Below are 16684 nucleotides of genomic sequence, written 5' to 3'. Positions count from 1 at the left end.
ATTATAATTAAGTAGTTGTTGAAAAAACGATTTTGTTACGCAGATTTTATTAAACTTTTCTTAAATTTTTCAGAATATAATCATAAATGCGTTTCATATAGTGTTTTGCTGTCAATTAAATAAAAAAGACAGAACCATATTAAGATGATTCTGTCCCAGATTTTATTTTGACAATAAACTATTGCACTTTTTTGTAATGAACATAATAATTCTGATTAAAATTCACCGGAGTTCCTTTCTTCAGCTTTATCGTCTGCCATTGTTCGGTTGGATTTATCGTTTGCTCACCATCAATTCTAATCGGAAGCTTAAGATTTTTTACAATGTCTGTGTATCTAAATTTAAGCTCTTCTCCTTTTTGAGAATATTCAAGTGTTGGTACTTTTGTCGATCTTAAATATTGATTGAAAACTGTTGAAAAATCAACTCCCGATTTCTTGGAAATATAATCTTCAATTTGTTGTGTAGTAACCGTCTGATGATAAAAATCTTTATTCAAACCTCTTAAGATCTGTCTGAATTTATCATCATTATTAATGACCTGGCGAATCGTATGAAGCATACTTGCTCCTTTCGGATACATATCGCCGCTTCCTTCATTTCTCACACCATATTTTCCGATAATTGGAACGTCATTTTCAATACCAGATCTAATTCCTACAGCGTATTGATCAGCAGATTTTTTATCCATATATTTTTCGGTAAATAATACCTCAGAATAATTGGTAAAACTCTCATGAATCCACATATCGGCCTGATCTTTGGCTGTGATATTATTCGCAAACCACTCATGACCACTTTCGTGGATGATGATAAAATCCCAATTTAATCCTACACCTGTCCCGGAAAGATCTCTTCCAAGATATCCATTCTGATATCCGTTTCCGTAAGCAACATTGCTCTGATGTTCCATTCCTAAATAAGGCGAATCAACCAGCTTATAAGAATCTTCGTAGAAAGGATAAGGTCCAAACCAATATTCAAATGCTGAAAGCATCGGTTTTACTTGTTGGAACTGTTTTTTTGCTTTGTCTAAATTATAATCGATCACCCAATAATCAAGATCCAGTTTTCCTTTTTCTCCATTAAAAGTGTCTTTAAAATTCACATATTTTCCGATATTAGGAATAATAGAGTAGCCATTAATTGGATTTTTAACTTCCCAAGTGTATATCGTCTTATCACCTTGAGGCTTTTTATCAATAAGCCTTCCGTTTCCAACTCCCACTAAATCTTTTGGTGTAATAATTTTCATGACGATTCCATTATCTGGTTCATCGCTCCAAATATCTTTTGTTGGCAGCCATAGCGAAACTCCGATTCCTTCATCGGCAACGCTCATCCATGGATTTCCTTTTTCGTCGGTCGTAAAAACCCAGCCTCCGTCCCACGGTGCACGTTTTGCAATCGTCGGATTTCCGGAATAAGTAACATCGATAGTATATTTTTCGCCTTTTTTGAAGCTTTTATTGCTTTTGATCCAGATAAAGTCACCGTCCTGCTTATATTCTGCAATTGGGAAACTCGCTTCCACTTTATCAGCTTTCATCGGTTGCTGCAAATCGATCTGGAAAGTCGGATTTGTAACATCTTTTATGATCTCGAAACTGATTTTATTGTTTCCCTTAATACTTTTCTGTGCAAAATCAGGTTCTACGGACAGGTCGTATTTTTTTACATCCCAAAAATTTCGGAATTCTGTATTGGAACCTTTCAGAGTATCTTGTTTTGTAAAAACTTTATCTTTTTCGAAGAACTGTCCGAAAACAAGTCCTGATGCAAATAAAAGTGTATACGACAGCTTTTTCATTTGAATTAAAATTAATCTACCAAAAATAAAAAATTAATTGATTGTAAAATTTAGAAAGTATAAATTATTACATCTATTTCATTAGACGAGAGAATTGAGATTTTGTTACAATATCTAAATTCCTCTCCTTTGCCGGGGCGGTTAGAATGTGAATAGTCAATTCGCTTTGCTTGTTAATTTTTTAGATGCCAAAGTTTACCGTTCACTTTTTCACGTTCGCAAGTTACTAGCCCCGATTGCAGCGACATCCTTTTGGGTTGCGCTCGGAACGAAGTGGAGAACGTAACCCAAAAGATACAGCGGAAAGCGGGAAATAGCTTCTAAATAGTTGATGGTTGATGGTTTTTAGCTGATTAATTGTTCGTAATGACTATAAAAAATCCCGCAGAAAAAATTCTACGGGAATATATTTTTAATTAAAATTTTAGATAAAAGTTACTTCTGAACTGCCGGTAAATTTTCTGCTGCTTTCTGTACTTTTTTATAAGTATAAGCACACATCAAAATACTGAATTCATATAATAAAACCAATGGGAAGGCTGCCATCAACATACTTAAAACATCTGCCGGAGTGATGATTGCGGCAACAACCATAATCAAAACAATCGCATGACGACGGTATGTTCTCATAAATATTGGCGTTAAAATCCCGATTGAGGTAAGGAAATAAATAAGTACCGGGAAAAGAAAAATTACCCCCATCCCCAAAATTACCTGCAAAAACAAAGTCGTATAATCGCTCAAATCATAAAGCGGTACAATGATATCTGAGATTTTAAATATAACCCCAAAATTGATCGCAAAGGGAAGAATTAAAAAATATCCGCATAAAACTCCAGTTATGAATAAAATCCAAACCGAATTAATAATAAATATTGAATTTTTTCTCTCTTTTGGATGCAAAGCCGGACTAATAAATCTCCAAAGTTCCCAGACAATATAAGGAAAAGCCCCCACAATCCCACCAAAAATAGAAACCGCCATCATCACATTAAATTGCTGATACAATTTACTCGCACGAACCGGAAAATCTTTGGGAAGGTGAATGCTGTCTTCTCCTAAAATCATTCTGGAAAAGTGATTTACAATTTTAAAAGTAGGAAAATCATTTCTCGTAGGACCAAAAAAGATGTGATCCATGATCCAGTTGATATTAAAGCCGACAATCACCGCCGCAACAATAATAGCAAGAATCGAGCGTACAAGATGACCTCTTAGTTCTCCAATATGTCCAAGGAAGGACATGTCTTTAGCTTCGCTCACAGAATAATATTTTTTTACGGCTTCAAATTTATGAAAAAAGTTTCAGTAATGTAGGAAGTTGGGCGATGGAAGATGTAAGTTTAAAATATTGTAATTATTTTTGTTTTTAATTACGAGTTTTCACGTGCAATTAAACGGTTCAAAAATAAACTTCCAGCCTCCAGTTTCAAGACTTCCAGCTTAATTTATTCCTTCATCCAACAACTTATGAAGATCTATAATTCCGAAATACTTTCCGTTTTCGGTTACGATTAGCTGTCCGATGTTGTTTTCCTTTAAAATTTTCATGGCTTCTTTTGCCAAAGCTGTTCTTTCGATCGATTTTGGGTTTAAAGACATAATATCTTTCGCCAAAACTTTAGAAATATCATCACCTTTTAAAAGCATCCTTCTTAAATCTCCGTCGGTGATGACGCCAATAATTTCATTGTCATTCGTTACAACCGTGATTCCGTGTCGTGAACTGCTGATGGAAATAATAACATCTTTAACGGTTTCGTTTTCTGTTACTTGTGGTTTTTGTGAAGAAAGAAAATCATCCACTTTGGAAATTAAATTTTTCCCTAAACTTCCACCCGGATGGAATTTAGCAAAATCATTCGCTTGAAAATCATTCATTTCCATTAATGCAATCGCCAAAGCATCTCCCAGAGCCATTTGTAACGTTGTTGAACTTGTTGGAGCCAGTTTGTTTGGACAGGCTTCCATATCAACATGAGTATCTAGAATAATTTCGGAAAATTCTGCCAGTTTGCTTGATTTATTTCCGGTCATTCCAATTAAAGCAGAAGAATAATCTTTCAGATAAGGAACAAGGTTTACAATTTCAGGAGAATTCCCTGAATTTGAGATGCATAAAACGACATCCTGTTTTTGAATAACTCCTAAATCTCCATGAATGGCTTCCGAAGCATGTAGGAATTGAGAAGGAGTCCCTGTCGAATTCAACGTTGCAACGATCTTATTTCCAACATGTGCAGACTTTCCAATTCCTACAACAATTAACTTTCCTTTTGCAGAATGAATAATTTCGACTGCTTTTGCAAAATCTTCATCGAGTCTGTTTTTAAGTTTTTCAAGTTCCGAAATTTCTATTTCTAAAGTGCTTTTCGCTATTGAAATGATGTTGCTTTTTTCCATTTTACGCTGATAGGTATATAAAAAATCTCTTAAAAAATGTTATATTTTAAAAAGGATATTTAATATAAATTTTATTTTTAATAAATTCGTTCACTTTTATTTTAAGCGAAAAATTCATAACTTTGGGTTAAATGCAAATTTAGCAATAGAAAATTAGATGAGCGCAAAAAAAGCCAATTTATCAGGCGAATTGAAAAAATATTTCGGGTTTTCTACTTTTAAAGGACAACAAGAACAAATTATAGAAAACCTGTTGAATGGGAAGGATATATTTGTGTTGATGCCTACTGGAGGAGGAAAATCCTTATGTTATCAGCTTCCGGCACTTATTTCGGAGGGTACGGCAATAGTAGTTTCGCCATTAATAGCGTTAATGAAAAATCAGGTGGACGCGGTAAACGGACTTTCATCTGATGACGGAGTAGCACACGTTTTAAATTCATCATTAAATAAGACACAGACCAAACAGGTTTTTGATGACATCACAAGTGGCAAGACAAAACTTCTGTATGTGGCTCCGGAATCCTTAATTAAGGAAGATTATTTAGAGTTTTTAAAAGATGTAAAGATTTCTTTCTTTGCTATCGACGAGGCGCACTGTATTTCGGAATGGGGGCACGATTTCCGACCGGAATACAGAAATTTAAAATCAATTATAGATAAAATTGCGGATGTTCCAGTGATTGCTTTAACGGCGACTGCAACACCGAAAGTGCAGGATGATATCCAAAAAACTTTGGGAATGAGCAGTGCAATGGTTTTCAAGGAAAGTTTCAACAGGCCCAATCTTTATTATGAAGTACAGCCAAAAGTAAATGTTGATAGAGAGATTGTGAAATTTATCAATCAACACAAAGGAAAATCGGGAATTGTTTACTGTTTAAGCCGTAGAAAGGTTGAAGAATTTGCACAGCTTTTGCAGGTAAACGGAATTAATGCTTTGCCTTATCACGCAGGCCTTGACCAAAAAGTGAGAGTGGCAAATCAGGATAAATTTCTGATGGAAGAGGTTGATGTAATTGTCGCAACGATTGCATTTGGAATGGGAATCGACAAGCCGGATGTACGATTTGTGATTCACTATGATTTTCCAAAATCTTTAGAAAGTTATTATCAGGAAACCGGTCGTGCAGGTCGAGATGGAGGAGAAGGTCATTGTTTGGCGTTCTATGATCCGAAAGATATTGAAAAGCTGGAGAAATTCTTAGCTCAAAAACCTGTTTCTGAAAGAGAAATCGGATTGCAGTTGTTGAATGAAGTTGTTGGTTATGCCGAAACTTCCATGAGCAGAAGACAATATATTCTGTATTATTTTGGCGAAAATTTCGATCCGATCCACGGTGATGGAGCAAAAATGTGTGATAATTCCTCAAACCCGCCAAAACTGAAAGATGCAACGGATGATTTAAAAAAAGTCCTTGAATTAATCAATGAAACAGGTGAAAAATTTAAATCCAAAGATTTAATTTCTGTGATTGTAGGTAAAGAAACTGCAGTAACGAAGTCTTATAAACTAGAGCAGGCTTCCTATTTCGGTTTCGGAAAAGAGGAAAAAGACAACCACTGGAAAACCATTTTGAGACAGGCAACGGTTCAGAATTTCTTGCAAAAAGACATTGAAACGTATGGAGTTTTAAAGATTGCTGAAAGAGGAAAATTGGTTTTAGAAGGAAAACTAGAACATTCTTTCTTAATTGCTGAAGATCGAGAATTTGATTTGAGTCAAACCAAAGCAGAAAGCGATCAGATTCAGCAACAGTCTGCGGGTGGTTTGGATCAAAATCTCTTTACTTTGCTGAAAGATTTACAAAAAAAAGTAGCAAAAAAACATGGAATTCCGCCTTACACAGTTTTCATGGAGCCTAGTTTGGAGGATATGACAGTTCAGTATCCGATTACTGTTGAAGAAATTGCGAAAATTTATGGAGTTGGCGAAGGAAAAGCTAAAAAATTCGGTAAAGAATTCGCAGATTTCATCAGCAAATATGTAGAGGAGAATAACATCGAACGTACTCAGGATATGGTGCTGAAACAGGTTGCGAACAAATCCAGCCATAAAGTTTTCATCATCCAAAGTACCGATAAAAAGATCGATCTTGAAGATATTGCAAGAGCCAAAAATCTTTCAATGGATGAACTGTTGAAGGAAATGGAAAGTATTGTTTATCAAGGAACTAAGTTGAATATTGATTATTATATCGAAGACAATTTTGATGAAGATATTGTAGATGGTTTTATGGAATTCATGACGGAATCTGAAAGTGACAGCATGAAAGTTCTATTAGATGAATTCGGAGACGAACTTTCAGATGAAGAAGTAAGAATGTTGAGAATAAAATTCATCAGCGATGTTGCCAATTAAATGATTTTAAACGATAACGAAATGATATTAAAAGAAATTCTTTCCCAAAAGAGTTTCTTTTTTATTTAAAATGAGTAAGAATTTTAACGTTTAGCTTGTCATTCCCATTTCTATGACAAACTTGGATGATAGAAAATTTTAAAGATAATTTAAATTTTAAGTTAAAAATCATTAATTACGAGTTGGGATTAAACGTTACCAAAACTTTTTACTAATTTTACAGTGATGAAAAAGATTTCTGTAATTTTTATTCTGCCGGATTTGGAAACCGGAGGCGCAGAAAGGATTGTTACCACCATTGCGAATCACCTCTCTCGAGATCGATTTGAACCCAAGATTTTGCTTTTACGTAAAAAAGGTGGCTACCTTAAAATTTTAAAAGATGATGTTGAAATAATCGACGTAGATACTGAAAGAATCCGACATTCTTTAAAACCAATTTTAAGGGAAATTTACCGTAGAAAACCAGATATTGTTTTTTCCGGTTTTGGGGAGGTAAACGCTTATTTATCACTCTTTATAAAGCTATTTCCAAAAACGAAATTTATTGCGAGAGAAACTAATGTTGTTACACAGCACGTTACAAGAAAAGAGATAAAATTTTTCTATAATTTCTATAATAATTATGATAAGATCATTGCACAAAGCGATGATATGATGAACGATCTCACAGGCAATTTCAAGATAAAATCCAATAAAATTATTAAAATCAATAATCCTGTAGATTTTGATTTTATTGACCAGAAATTAGCCGTTTCTTCCAAACCTGAATGTTATAAGTACAACTATAAGAACGTTGTAGCCATCGGAAATTTATCGGCAAGAAAAGGGTTTGATAATTTGCTCAAAGTTTTTTCAAGACTTAAAAATGAAAATATTCTACTTCATATTTTAGGTGACGGACAGGATCGGGAAGTTTTACATCAAATGAAAGATTTTTTAGGACTGGAAAATGTTATTTTTCATGGAAGACAGGAAAATCCGTATCAGTTTTTGAAGTATGCGGATCTGTTTATTCTTTCTTCAAGATATGAAGGTTTTCCGAATGTTTTACTGGAAGCCGGAGCATGCGGAACGTATTCTTTGGCCAATAACTGTCCTGGAGGAATCAACGAAATTATTCAGGATAATACCAACGGCGAAATTTCAGACATAGAAAACCACGAAGATTTTTCACAGATTATCATGAGAATTCTTCATGGAAGTTATGATAAAGATTCTATAAAAAATTCTATAAAATCCCGCTTTTCAAAGAATATTATTTTAGATAAATATGAAAAGGTTTTATTGGATTTGATGAAATAATATTTCTTACTTTTGATGCCTTTAATTTTTATCTAAAATCAGTTTCAGAAATGAATAAAATCCCAAAAATTGGATGCGCCTGCGAAAAACCTACTTCAACTTATACTGAGTACAGAACTTCAGAAATAGGAATAGATCACACCAACGGAAGAGACGCAAAAGTTGCGATTCAACAGTGCAAACTTTGTCAGAGAATTTGGATTTATTATTTTATGAAGTCTGAAAATCCTCAATCAGACAGATGGTACAAAGGAATTGTCACTAAAAAAGACCGTCCGAACATTACTCCTGAAAACGCAGTGGAATTTTTGGAAAGCCTTGAATGGTATGTTTATGGAGGTTCTTATTTTGAAGATAAGATAGAATTTGGAGAAGGGAAATTGAATTTAGATTTGTAGACGTGCTGGAGGCTAGATGCTAGAAGACCATATATAGCGATTGCTTTCAAAAAATATACGCAATACTTTAAACTTCCATCACTCATCCTCCAACTTTGAAAATTTGACAAATCTCACTTTCTCACGTGGTAATTAATCGTTAAATTTGTAAGAATTAAAGAGATAATAATAAACAAATTCATATAATAACATGAGTCAATTCGATGTTACCGTAATCGGTTCTGGTCCTGGTGGTTATGTTGCTGCAATTCGTGCTGCACAATTAGGTTTCACAACAGCAATTATCGAAAAATATCCAACTTTGGGAGGAACTTGTCTGAATGTAGGATGTATTCCGTCAAAAGCACTTCTAGACAGCTCTGAGCATTTTGAGAACGCGAAACACAATTTTGCAGGTCACGGAATCATTATCAATGAGCCGCAGGCTGATATCGCAAGAATGATCGAGCGTAAAAATGAGGTGGTAAAACAAAATACAGACGGAATCAATTACCTGATGAACAAAAACAAAATCACTGTTTTTGAAGGCGTTGGAAGCTTCGAATCTGCTACTCAGATCAAAGTAACGAAAAACGACGGTTCTACTGAAACGATCGATTCTAAATATACAATCATTGCAACGGGTTCTAAACCATCTTCTTTACCTTTCATTACTTTAGATAAAGAAAGAGTGATTACTTCTACAGAAGCTTTAAATCTTAAGGAAATTCCTAAGCATCTAGTAGTTATCGGTGGGGGAGTTATCGGTCTTGAATTAGGTTCTGTTTATTTAAGATTAGGCGCTCAGGTAACTGTGGTTGAGTTCATGGATAAAATTATTCCTACGATGGATGGAGCTTTAAGTAAGGAATTAACTAAAGTTCTTAAAAAACAAGGAATGAAGTTCATGCTTTCTACAGCGGTTTCTGCAGTGGAAAGAAATGGAGATACGGTAAAAATTACGGCTAAAGATAAAAAAGGAGAAGAGGTAGTTGTTGAAGGAGATTACTGTTTAGTTTCTGTAGGGAGAAAACCTTACACAGACGGACTAGGACTGGAGAAAGCTGGTGTTGAGCTAGACGAAAGAGGAAGAGTAAAAACAAACGATCACTTACAGACAAACGTTGCAAACATCTACGCAATCGGGGATGTTATTAAAGGGGCAATGTTGGCTCATAAAGCTGAAGAAGAAGGAGTTTTCGTTGCTGAAACGTTGGCTGGACAAAAACCTCACGTTAACTATAACCTGATTCCTGGTGTTGTTTACACTTGGCCGGAAGTTGCCGGAGTTGGTAAAACTGAAGAGCAATTGAAGGAAGAAGGTGTTGCTTATAAAGTAGGATCTTTCCCAATGAGAGCCTTAGGAAGAAGCCGTGCGAGTGGTGATGTTGATGGTTTGGTTAAAATTATCACAGACGAAAAAACGGATGAAGTTTTAGGAATGCACATTGTAGGAGCAAGGGCTGCCGATTTGATTGCAGAAGGAGTAATTGCAATGGAATTCCGTGCAAGTGCTGAAGATATTGCAAGAAGTTCTCACGCTCACCCAACGTATGCAGAAGCTATTAAAGAAGCGGCTTTGGATGCTACAGCAAAAAGACCTATTCACATGTAATATTTGATTAGAAATCAATCATTTTAATAATAAAAGAGAGACTTTTGTCTCTCTTTTTTGTTTTATCAATATGGTAGCAGTGCTTCATTCAAGGCAATTATAAATAATCTCATAAAAAAGAAGATTATTTTATTTTACTGCATCTTGAGGATAATCTTCCGGAATAAAGAGTTGCAGACCGTATTTTTGATTTAAATACTTTTTAATATCAGGACTTGAATTGATAACCCATTCAATCATATAAATTTTACTGGTATCAATATCTAATTTTTTATAATAATCATTATGTGATTGTGCTGTGATCTTATGCAGATATTCAAAATCTTCCGGGGTATGTTCATTATAAACAAAATGTTCAGGCTCATATTTAGCGGCTAAAACTTTGTCACAAGAGTCCTGAATATCCCGATGGGTTTTGATATAATAATCTCCAAAAGCTTTATTTTTCGAATCCAGATGATCTAAAAACTGATTAAAAACCTGCAGCGTATCCTTATGAAGATTCATTTTTGAAATTACAGTATCCCTGAATTCATCATTGATTTTTGGTGTTTTTGAGCAGGAAATTATTCCGGATACTATAAAAAGAGTGTAAGTGATTGGTTTTCTTAGAGACATATATATATGTTTTTATAAAACTATGATTATTTTTTTGATAAATGAACTTTTTAAAATTTATTTAAAAGAGAATGATCAGAAGCTTAATATGATCTTTTTTTGGCATAGAAATGGACATCGAGATTAAAAAAATATTTATGAAAAATATATTGACGGGTGTGTTGTTTCTTATCTCAGTTTATTCTTTTGGGCAGGAAGCAGGAAAAGCAGGTGAACTGTTAAGAAATGAAGCCTCAAAAACCGAAATGGGAAATGTGAGTTCCAATAAAAATTTAGGTTCAAAAAATAATAATAATTCGGGATTTAGAAATCCAAATAGTACAGGATCAAGAAATAAAAAGCCGATCTATCAATGGAATCAGAATGACGGATATTCTGAGGTTTTTCTGAGAATTCCTGAGCAGGGGTTTTTCAGTGTAGAAGTGGGCGATCAGTTTATATCAAATAATTCGGGGAAATTCCGTTTTTTCGATTTGCCTTCGGGAAGAATTCCGGTTTCTATTTATGATAATGGATATTTGTTGTACAGAACGACTTTAAATGTCAGAAATAACAGCAGATTGGTACTGGATTTTTTTACAAATGAAGGTCTGTTTTTATTGGATTCCTATCCCGTGAAAAATCTGTCGTATGAGTTTGATAATTGGAATGATGTCTGGAATAATCCTTACGGAAATTCAGGAAACAATGGAAGCCTAAATTACCCAAATGTGATGGATAACCAGACTTTTCAGCAGTTTTTTACAACGATGAAGAAAGACGCATGGTTTGATGATAAGAAAATAGCATTTATTAATCAGCAAGGACGTCATGCAATGTTTACTTCGGAACAGATTGGGATTTTAGTGAAAGATTTAAGCTTTGATAAGAATAGGATTACATTAGCCAAATCGTTATTTTCCAAATGTGTAGACAAGCAGAAATATTTTATAGTGTATGATGCTTTAGATTTTGAAAGCAGTAGAAGAGAAGTTATGGATTTTGTTTCAGCATATTAAATTATTGAAATTTCAGGCTGTTGATGAAAATGGATACATTAAAACTCCTCAAAAAATTAATGAAGCAAGATATTATTATCAAAATAAAAAGCTGATAAAAACTCTTGGAGAGCCGAATAATAGGGAAGAAAATATAGACTATTGGCAGGAAACTGAATCCTTGAAAAAAGATTTAAAAGAATATCAATAGGTTGAAATCTTCAAATTTCCGTACCTTTGTCGACTAATTTATCATACATGCAACCCGGAAAAACTCAAACTTTACAAATTTCAGACAAAAACAATTCAGGATGGATTTTATCAGACGAATCTGGTGAAAAAGCTTTTTTACCTAAAATTTTCATTCAGGATGAAAAAGAAATTGGTGAAGATATGGAGGTTTTTGTGTATCAGGATGATCATAAACTGAAAGCAACAACCGAAATTCCTTTGGCAGAAGTAGGAGAGTTTGCGGTTATGAGTGCAGTTCAGAGCCTTCCAAGTGGAGCTTTTATGGATTGGGGAATCATCAAAGATTTATTTATCCCTTATAAACAGCAGAAAACTAAAATTATTGAAGGAAAAAGATATTTAGTCCATATTTATATTGATGAAACTTTAGATTTAATTACAGGAACAACCAAGTTTAAAAGAAATCCTCAATATGAGAATCTGCCTTTCCAAAAAGGGGATAAAGTAGATTTAATCATGATGAATGAAAGCGAATTAGGCTGGAATGTGGTAATCAATAAAAAATATATCGGATTGATCTATGCTTCCGATGTTTTTAAGAAATTATATCCTTTATCAGAAGAATCGGGTTACATTAAAGAAATTCGTGAAGATGGTAAAATAGATGTTTCTCTTCAACCTCAAGGCTTCGAAAACATTGATGAATTCAAGCAAAAAATCTTAAATAAACTAGAAGAAAATTACGGATTGCTTCACCTTTCAGATAAATCTTCTCCGGAAGAAATTAAAGATGAAGTTCAGATGAGTAAAAAGAACTTCAAGAAAGCGATTGGCGGACTTTATAAAGATAAAATTATCGATATTTTAGAAGATAAAATCAAATTATTATAACATAAAAAACGAGCAGAAATTTCTGCTCGTTTTTGTTTATTCTCTATTTTTAATCAGTAACCAACCCGTATAAGCTCTACCGTCGGAAACTTTTATTGTGTACCAGTAATTTCCTGTCGGGATCGGGCTTCCGTTCAGTTTTCCGTCCCATTCCAGAGGTTTTTTCGTCATCACTTCCTTGAAAACCGGAAGACCTCTTCTATCATAAACATTCACCTCTGTACCTGGATAATTTTCCAGTCCTGAAATTTTCCATTTATCGTTGTAACCATCTCCGTTTGGTGTAAATGCATTCGGAATATTAAAGATTGAAAAAGGTTTTTGGCCAATAACACAACCTCCCTTTGTTCTTACATAAACGATATAATCTCCAATATTTAAATTCGTGAAAACATTAGAATCCTGCCAGGCAAAATTATCTAGTGAATACTCAAAACTACCTGTTGCTGAAAGAATAATTGTTGCGGAATTATTGCTAATATTAACAGCCGTAATCTCCGGCAAAACCGTATAACTTACCTGAATATTGTCTGTATTCTGGCAGCCAAAACTATTCGTAACTGTTACAGAATAATTCCCCGGGGTAGAAACCGTGATCGATTGAGTTGTTGCTCCTGTACTCCATAAATAGGTTGAATAACCGCTTCCTGCATCCAGTGTAATCGTTTTTCCTTTACAAAAATCTATTCTCTCAGGAAGACTGAATTCTGGTTTTGGATTTAATGTTAAACTTAATCTAACGATTTTAAAACAACCATCCGGTGTAGAAACTTTTACATTAATAACAATCGGACCAACATTTAAAGTATAATTTGATGGGTTCGAAATCACATTTCCAGCAGTATCAGAATAAATAAATGTATAACCAGCTGGATTTGCAATAAGATTTGCTTGATAGGAAGTTAAATTCACAACCATAGAATTTCCTGTTGTATTATTACATAAAACTGTATTATAATCGTTAGCAGGAACATTATTTGTTGAGAGTGTAACAGCGATTGCTGATTTTTCCGATTCGCAATTATTCAAAGTTTGTGTTACAAAATACGTTGCACCATGAACAAGCAGTGTTGTTAATGGAAGTACATTTCCTGCCGCATCATAAAATTTTAAAGCTGTTCCGGTCACTACGAGATTCGCTAAAGTCGGACTTGCAGAAGCACAGAAATCTTGCGTTAAATTTCCTGTAGGTTTTGGGGTTTCATTTACGGTAACTTGAATCGAAATTTTATTACTTTCGCACCCATTTATAGTTTGAGAAGCATAATATGTTTGTCCGCTAACCAAAATTGTTGTCGGTGCTAAAATATTTCCCGCAGCATCATACCATTTTATATTTTGTCCTGTAATCTGAATGTCAGAAATTTTCGGATTGTTTGTTTTACAGAATATTTGTTGAGTATTTGTTGTTGTTGGTAGAGCAGGAGCTGTAACAATAACGTTTTGATTTTGTGTAGCTGTATTTCCGTTTCCATCATTGAAAATCCAGTGAATAATGTAAGTTCCTGGAAGAGAATAGGAAAGCGGATCTGTCGTTGTTGCATTAATTATTCCGGCACAATTATCTGTTGCTGTCGGAATATTTGAAACAAGGGTATGGCAATCTCCTGTAACGTCCGGAAGAGTTGTTGCATTGGGAACGGGAGCGACATTGTCTCCCACAACTACGTTTACCGTAAAACTTCCATCACAAGCTCCTGAACCCGTAACTTGACAAGTATACGTTCCTGCATTTGCTGCTGTAGCATTTGGAATTGTTGGATTTTGCTGGTTTGATGTAAATCCATTCGGTCCTGTCCAATTGTAAGTTGTTCCACCGGCTGCATTTAATTGAAGGGTTGAATTGATGCAGACCGGAGAGTTTGATGAAACTACAGCAGAAGAAGTACAATCTTGGAATTTAGCAATAAACATATCATTTGAGGGATGACCTCCTTGTTGTTGAAATGTTCCGGGAGTAGCAATTCCTGTAGTATTATTGCTGGACATACCTGTAAAATAGATAGAACCCTCATTATCTTTTGTAACATATCCGAGCTGTGTGCCTCCGTTGCCTCCATAAAAAGTTCCCCATTGTTTTACAATATTAGAATCATACTTTATCATAAATGTTTTTATGTATGGTCCGGTATCTTCCATGTAAGCGTTGGGTGTTGCAATATCTGTTTGATGGAGATGATGACATAATCCTGCAAAAAATACATTACCCGTATTATCAATATGCGCTGTAAGTTGAAGCTGATATTGGAAAGGTAAATTAGTTTTAGTCACAATATTTGTATTCAGATCTATTTTCCAAATTCCGGCAGGTCCATAGACGGGGCCTGTAAGATCAGGAAATTCTCCTGCAAGTATTAACGTATTGTTTACAATTCTCGCTTCCCATACATAATCCTGAATAGAATTTCCAAAATAGCTGGACCTAAGCAAAGTACCTGTAGTTTTTGAAAATTTTAAATACAATCCATCAGTTACTCCTGCAAAAGTAGACTGAAAAGGATTTATCATCGGAACATTTGGAGATCGTGTTGCTCCAATAACTTCCAGGTCACCTGTTGAAGAAAAAATATTAAAAATTGAAGTTGAGTGATCTGATGCTCCAAAAAATGTTGATCGTAAAGTATTACCAGTTACAGCATCTACAGTAGTAATAAAACCATCTGTATACCCGTTCGGACTAAGTTTAGTAGGTTGAGGAGCATTTAAACTTGGAAAATCCGCACTCATTGTTTGTCCGCCAAGAAAAACCTGATTGTTGTTATATGAAATTGTATAGAAATCTTCCGGAGAGTTTCCTATAAAATCTTTTTGATAAATAAGCATACCATTGGTGTCAAATTTTACCAGCACAACATCTTGGTTAGTTGCCTGTCTTAAAATCTCACCTCCTGCATAAATATTAAAATTTTCATCAAATACAACATCAATAAATGAATCATCTTTTATTGTTCCAAAATAAGTACTCCATAACTTTTGTCCATTTTTTGTAATTTTCATTAGGAAGGCATCAAAACCTCCATTGAGATTTTGTTGATAAGCTCCTGAAGTAGAAATGTTTGTTGGACTTGCTGTAGTACCAAAAATATATCCTGTACTTTGAGAATCCGTTTTTATTTTTCCATAATCTTCTCCAAAACCACCGGCATAGCTACCCCAAATTCTCGTTGGAACCGGATCTATTACAATAGTTTTATCAGAAGAATTAATAGGAGCATTAAATCCAAAAGTTTGATCACCTAAATCTTTAAAAGCAACATCAATATTTTCCTTTTTGCTTCCTAAAATCCAACTGTTTGGAATATTTTCATACATCTCTCCAAAGCGAACTTTCATTAAAAGTTTAGCTTCTTTGATAGAAGTTGAAACTCCATTAAATTTCATTTTAATATCTGAAATTTTTCCGCCTGGATTAATGATAAAATTATATTCAATTGGTTTTAAAGTGTCATTAGGTTTAAAAAATACCAAATCAATATTTGGATAAATATTTTTATACAAAACTTTTTGATAACGATAAACATTCGTTACACCTTTCGGTTTATGGGGAATGTTGAAGTAATTATCATAATCTGGAGACTTGCCTTCTGCAACAATTTTCGCTGTTTTATTAGAATTAATTAATTCAATATCAATTCTATGAAACAGATTTTCATAATTAAATTCATCATGATAGTACGTTTGTCCTTTAATAGATTCATCTTTTCTAAACTTTGAGGAATTAGGATTTATCGTTTTCTTTGTTTCATAAAGATCATAAGAAAATCCATTGGAACGAAGCTGTACATTCAAGCCTGCAGAGTGGAAAAGGTATTTTACTGCAGGGTTTTCCTTTCCATCCTGATCTACGATTTGCCCTTTGTTTTCGTAAAAATAATAATCATTGTTTTTTGAAATTTTGTTTTGAGAAAACAAAAATCCACAGCAGAAAACTGTGAAGAGAAACAATATTTTTCGCATCGGTTACTAATTTTTGCGCAAAGATAAAAAATAGTCCTGTTTATCAAAGATTAAGAAATAGTAATACAACGGAATTATGCAAAACCTGACGCAAGTCATACAATTTTGTTTAATTTTTTTGTTTAACAATTTTGTCAAAAATGTTTTTTGATTTACATTTGCACAAATATGTTTAAC

At 34.0% G+C, this 16684-nt stretch carries 12 protein-coding genes; 7 read left to right on the top strand and 5 right to left on the bottom strand.

The annotated features are described in order from the left end of the window. Window positions 1-178: 178 nt before the first annotated feature. From ACKX2A_RS02980 to ACKX2A_RS02970, 3 genes are all read right to left on the bottom strand, one after another. On the bottom strand, window positions 179-1810 hold the full coding sequence (locus tag ACKX2A_RS02980; RefSeq protein ID WP_415327551.1) for a M1 family metallopeptidase: 1632 nt from the start codon (window positions 1808-1810) through the stop codon (window positions 179-181). 435 nt (window positions 1811-2245) lie between these two features. Further along, window positions 2246-3073: a twin-arginine translocase subunit TatC gene (tatC, locus tag ACKX2A_RS02975; protein WP_415327550.1), complete on the bottom strand. Its 828-nt coding sequence runs from the start codon at window positions 3071-3073 to the stop codon at window positions 2246-2248. 180 nt (window positions 3074-3253) lie between these two features. Next, a complete protein-coding gene (locus tag ACKX2A_RS02970; RefSeq protein WP_415327549.1) occupies window positions 3254-4213 on the bottom strand; it encodes a KpsF/GutQ family sugar-phosphate isomerase in 960 nt (319 codons plus the stop codon). Between the two features lie 157 nt (window positions 4214-4370). Here ACKX2A_RS02970 and recQ point away from each other — a divergent pair, with 157 nt between their 5' ends. The 4 genes from recQ to lpdA all read left to right on the top strand — a co-directional run bounded on the left by recQ (window position 4371) and on the right by lpdA (window position 9872). Further along, the gene (gene recQ, locus ACKX2A_RS02965; RefSeq protein ID WP_415327548.1) at window positions 4371-6575 is read left to right on the top strand and encodes a DNA helicase RecQ; all 2205 of its coding nucleotides are present in this window, start codon (window positions 4371-4373) and stop codon (window positions 6573-6575) included. A gap of 225 nt (window positions 6576-6800) precedes the next feature. Continuing rightward, window positions 6801-7880 carry a glycosyltransferase gene (locus ACKX2A_RS02960; protein WP_415327547.1) on the top strand — a complete coding sequence of 360 codons (1080 nt, stop codon included), beginning with the start codon at window positions 6801-6803 and terminating at the stop codon, window positions 7878-7880. Between the two features lie 50 nt (window positions 7881-7930). Continuing rightward, window positions 7931-8278: a hypothetical protein gene (locus ACKX2A_RS02955; protein WP_415327546.1), complete on the top strand. Its 348-nt coding sequence runs from the start codon at window positions 7931-7933 to the stop codon at window positions 8276-8278. Between the two features lie 190 nt (window positions 8279-8468). Continuing rightward, on the top strand, window positions 8469-9872 hold the full coding sequence (gene lpdA / locus ACKX2A_RS02950; RefSeq protein ID WP_415327545.1) for a dihydrolipoyl dehydrogenase: 1404 nt from the start codon (window positions 8469-8471) through the stop codon (window positions 9870-9872). 129 nt (window positions 9873-10001) lie between these two features. Here the strand turns inward: lpdA and ACKX2A_RS02945 are convergent, their stop codons facing one another. Beyond that, on the bottom strand, window positions 10002-10490 hold the full coding sequence (locus ACKX2A_RS02945) for a hypothetical protein (RefSeq protein WP_415327544.1): 489 nt from the start codon (window positions 10488-10490) through the stop codon (window positions 10002-10004). A gap of 137 nt (window positions 10491-10627) precedes the next feature. Here ACKX2A_RS02945 and ACKX2A_RS02940 point away from each other — a divergent pair, with 137 nt between their 5' ends. The 3 genes from ACKX2A_RS02940 to ACKX2A_RS02930 are packed head-to-tail and all read left to right on the top strand — an operon-like array spanning window position 10628 to window position 12550. Beyond that, a complete protein-coding gene (locus ACKX2A_RS02940) occupies window positions 10628-11488 on the top strand; it encodes a DUF4476 domain-containing protein (protein ID WP_415327543.1) in 861 nt (286 codons plus the stop codon). Between the two features lie 4 nt (window positions 11489-11492). Next, the gene (locus tag ACKX2A_RS02935; RefSeq protein ID WP_415327542.1) at window positions 11493-11678 is read left to right on the top strand and encodes a hypothetical protein; all 186 of its coding nucleotides are present in this window, start codon (window positions 11493-11495) and stop codon (window positions 11676-11678) included. Window positions 11679-11725: 47 nt separating this feature from the next. Next, window positions 11726-12550: a S1 RNA-binding domain-containing protein gene (locus tag ACKX2A_RS02930; protein WP_415327541.1), complete on the top strand. Its 825-nt coding sequence runs from the start codon at window positions 11726-11728 to the stop codon at window positions 12548-12550. Between the two features lie 36 nt (window positions 12551-12586). Here ACKX2A_RS02930 and ACKX2A_RS02925 read toward each other — a convergent pair whose 3' ends face one another. Next, window positions 12587-16507: a T9SS type B sorting domain-containing protein gene (locus ACKX2A_RS02925; protein ID WP_415327540.1), complete on the bottom strand. Its 3921-nt coding sequence runs from the start codon at window positions 16505-16507 to the stop codon at window positions 12587-12589. Window positions 16508-16684 lie beyond the last annotated feature (177 nt).

Source organism: Chryseobacterium sp. MMS23-Vi53 (assembly GCF_047651245.1).
In the GTDB taxonomy this organism is placed as follows: Bacteria; Bacteroidota; Bacteroidia; order Flavobacteriales; family Weeksellaceae; genus Chryseobacterium.
This window is presented reverse-complemented; position numbering and strand designations above follow the sequence as displayed.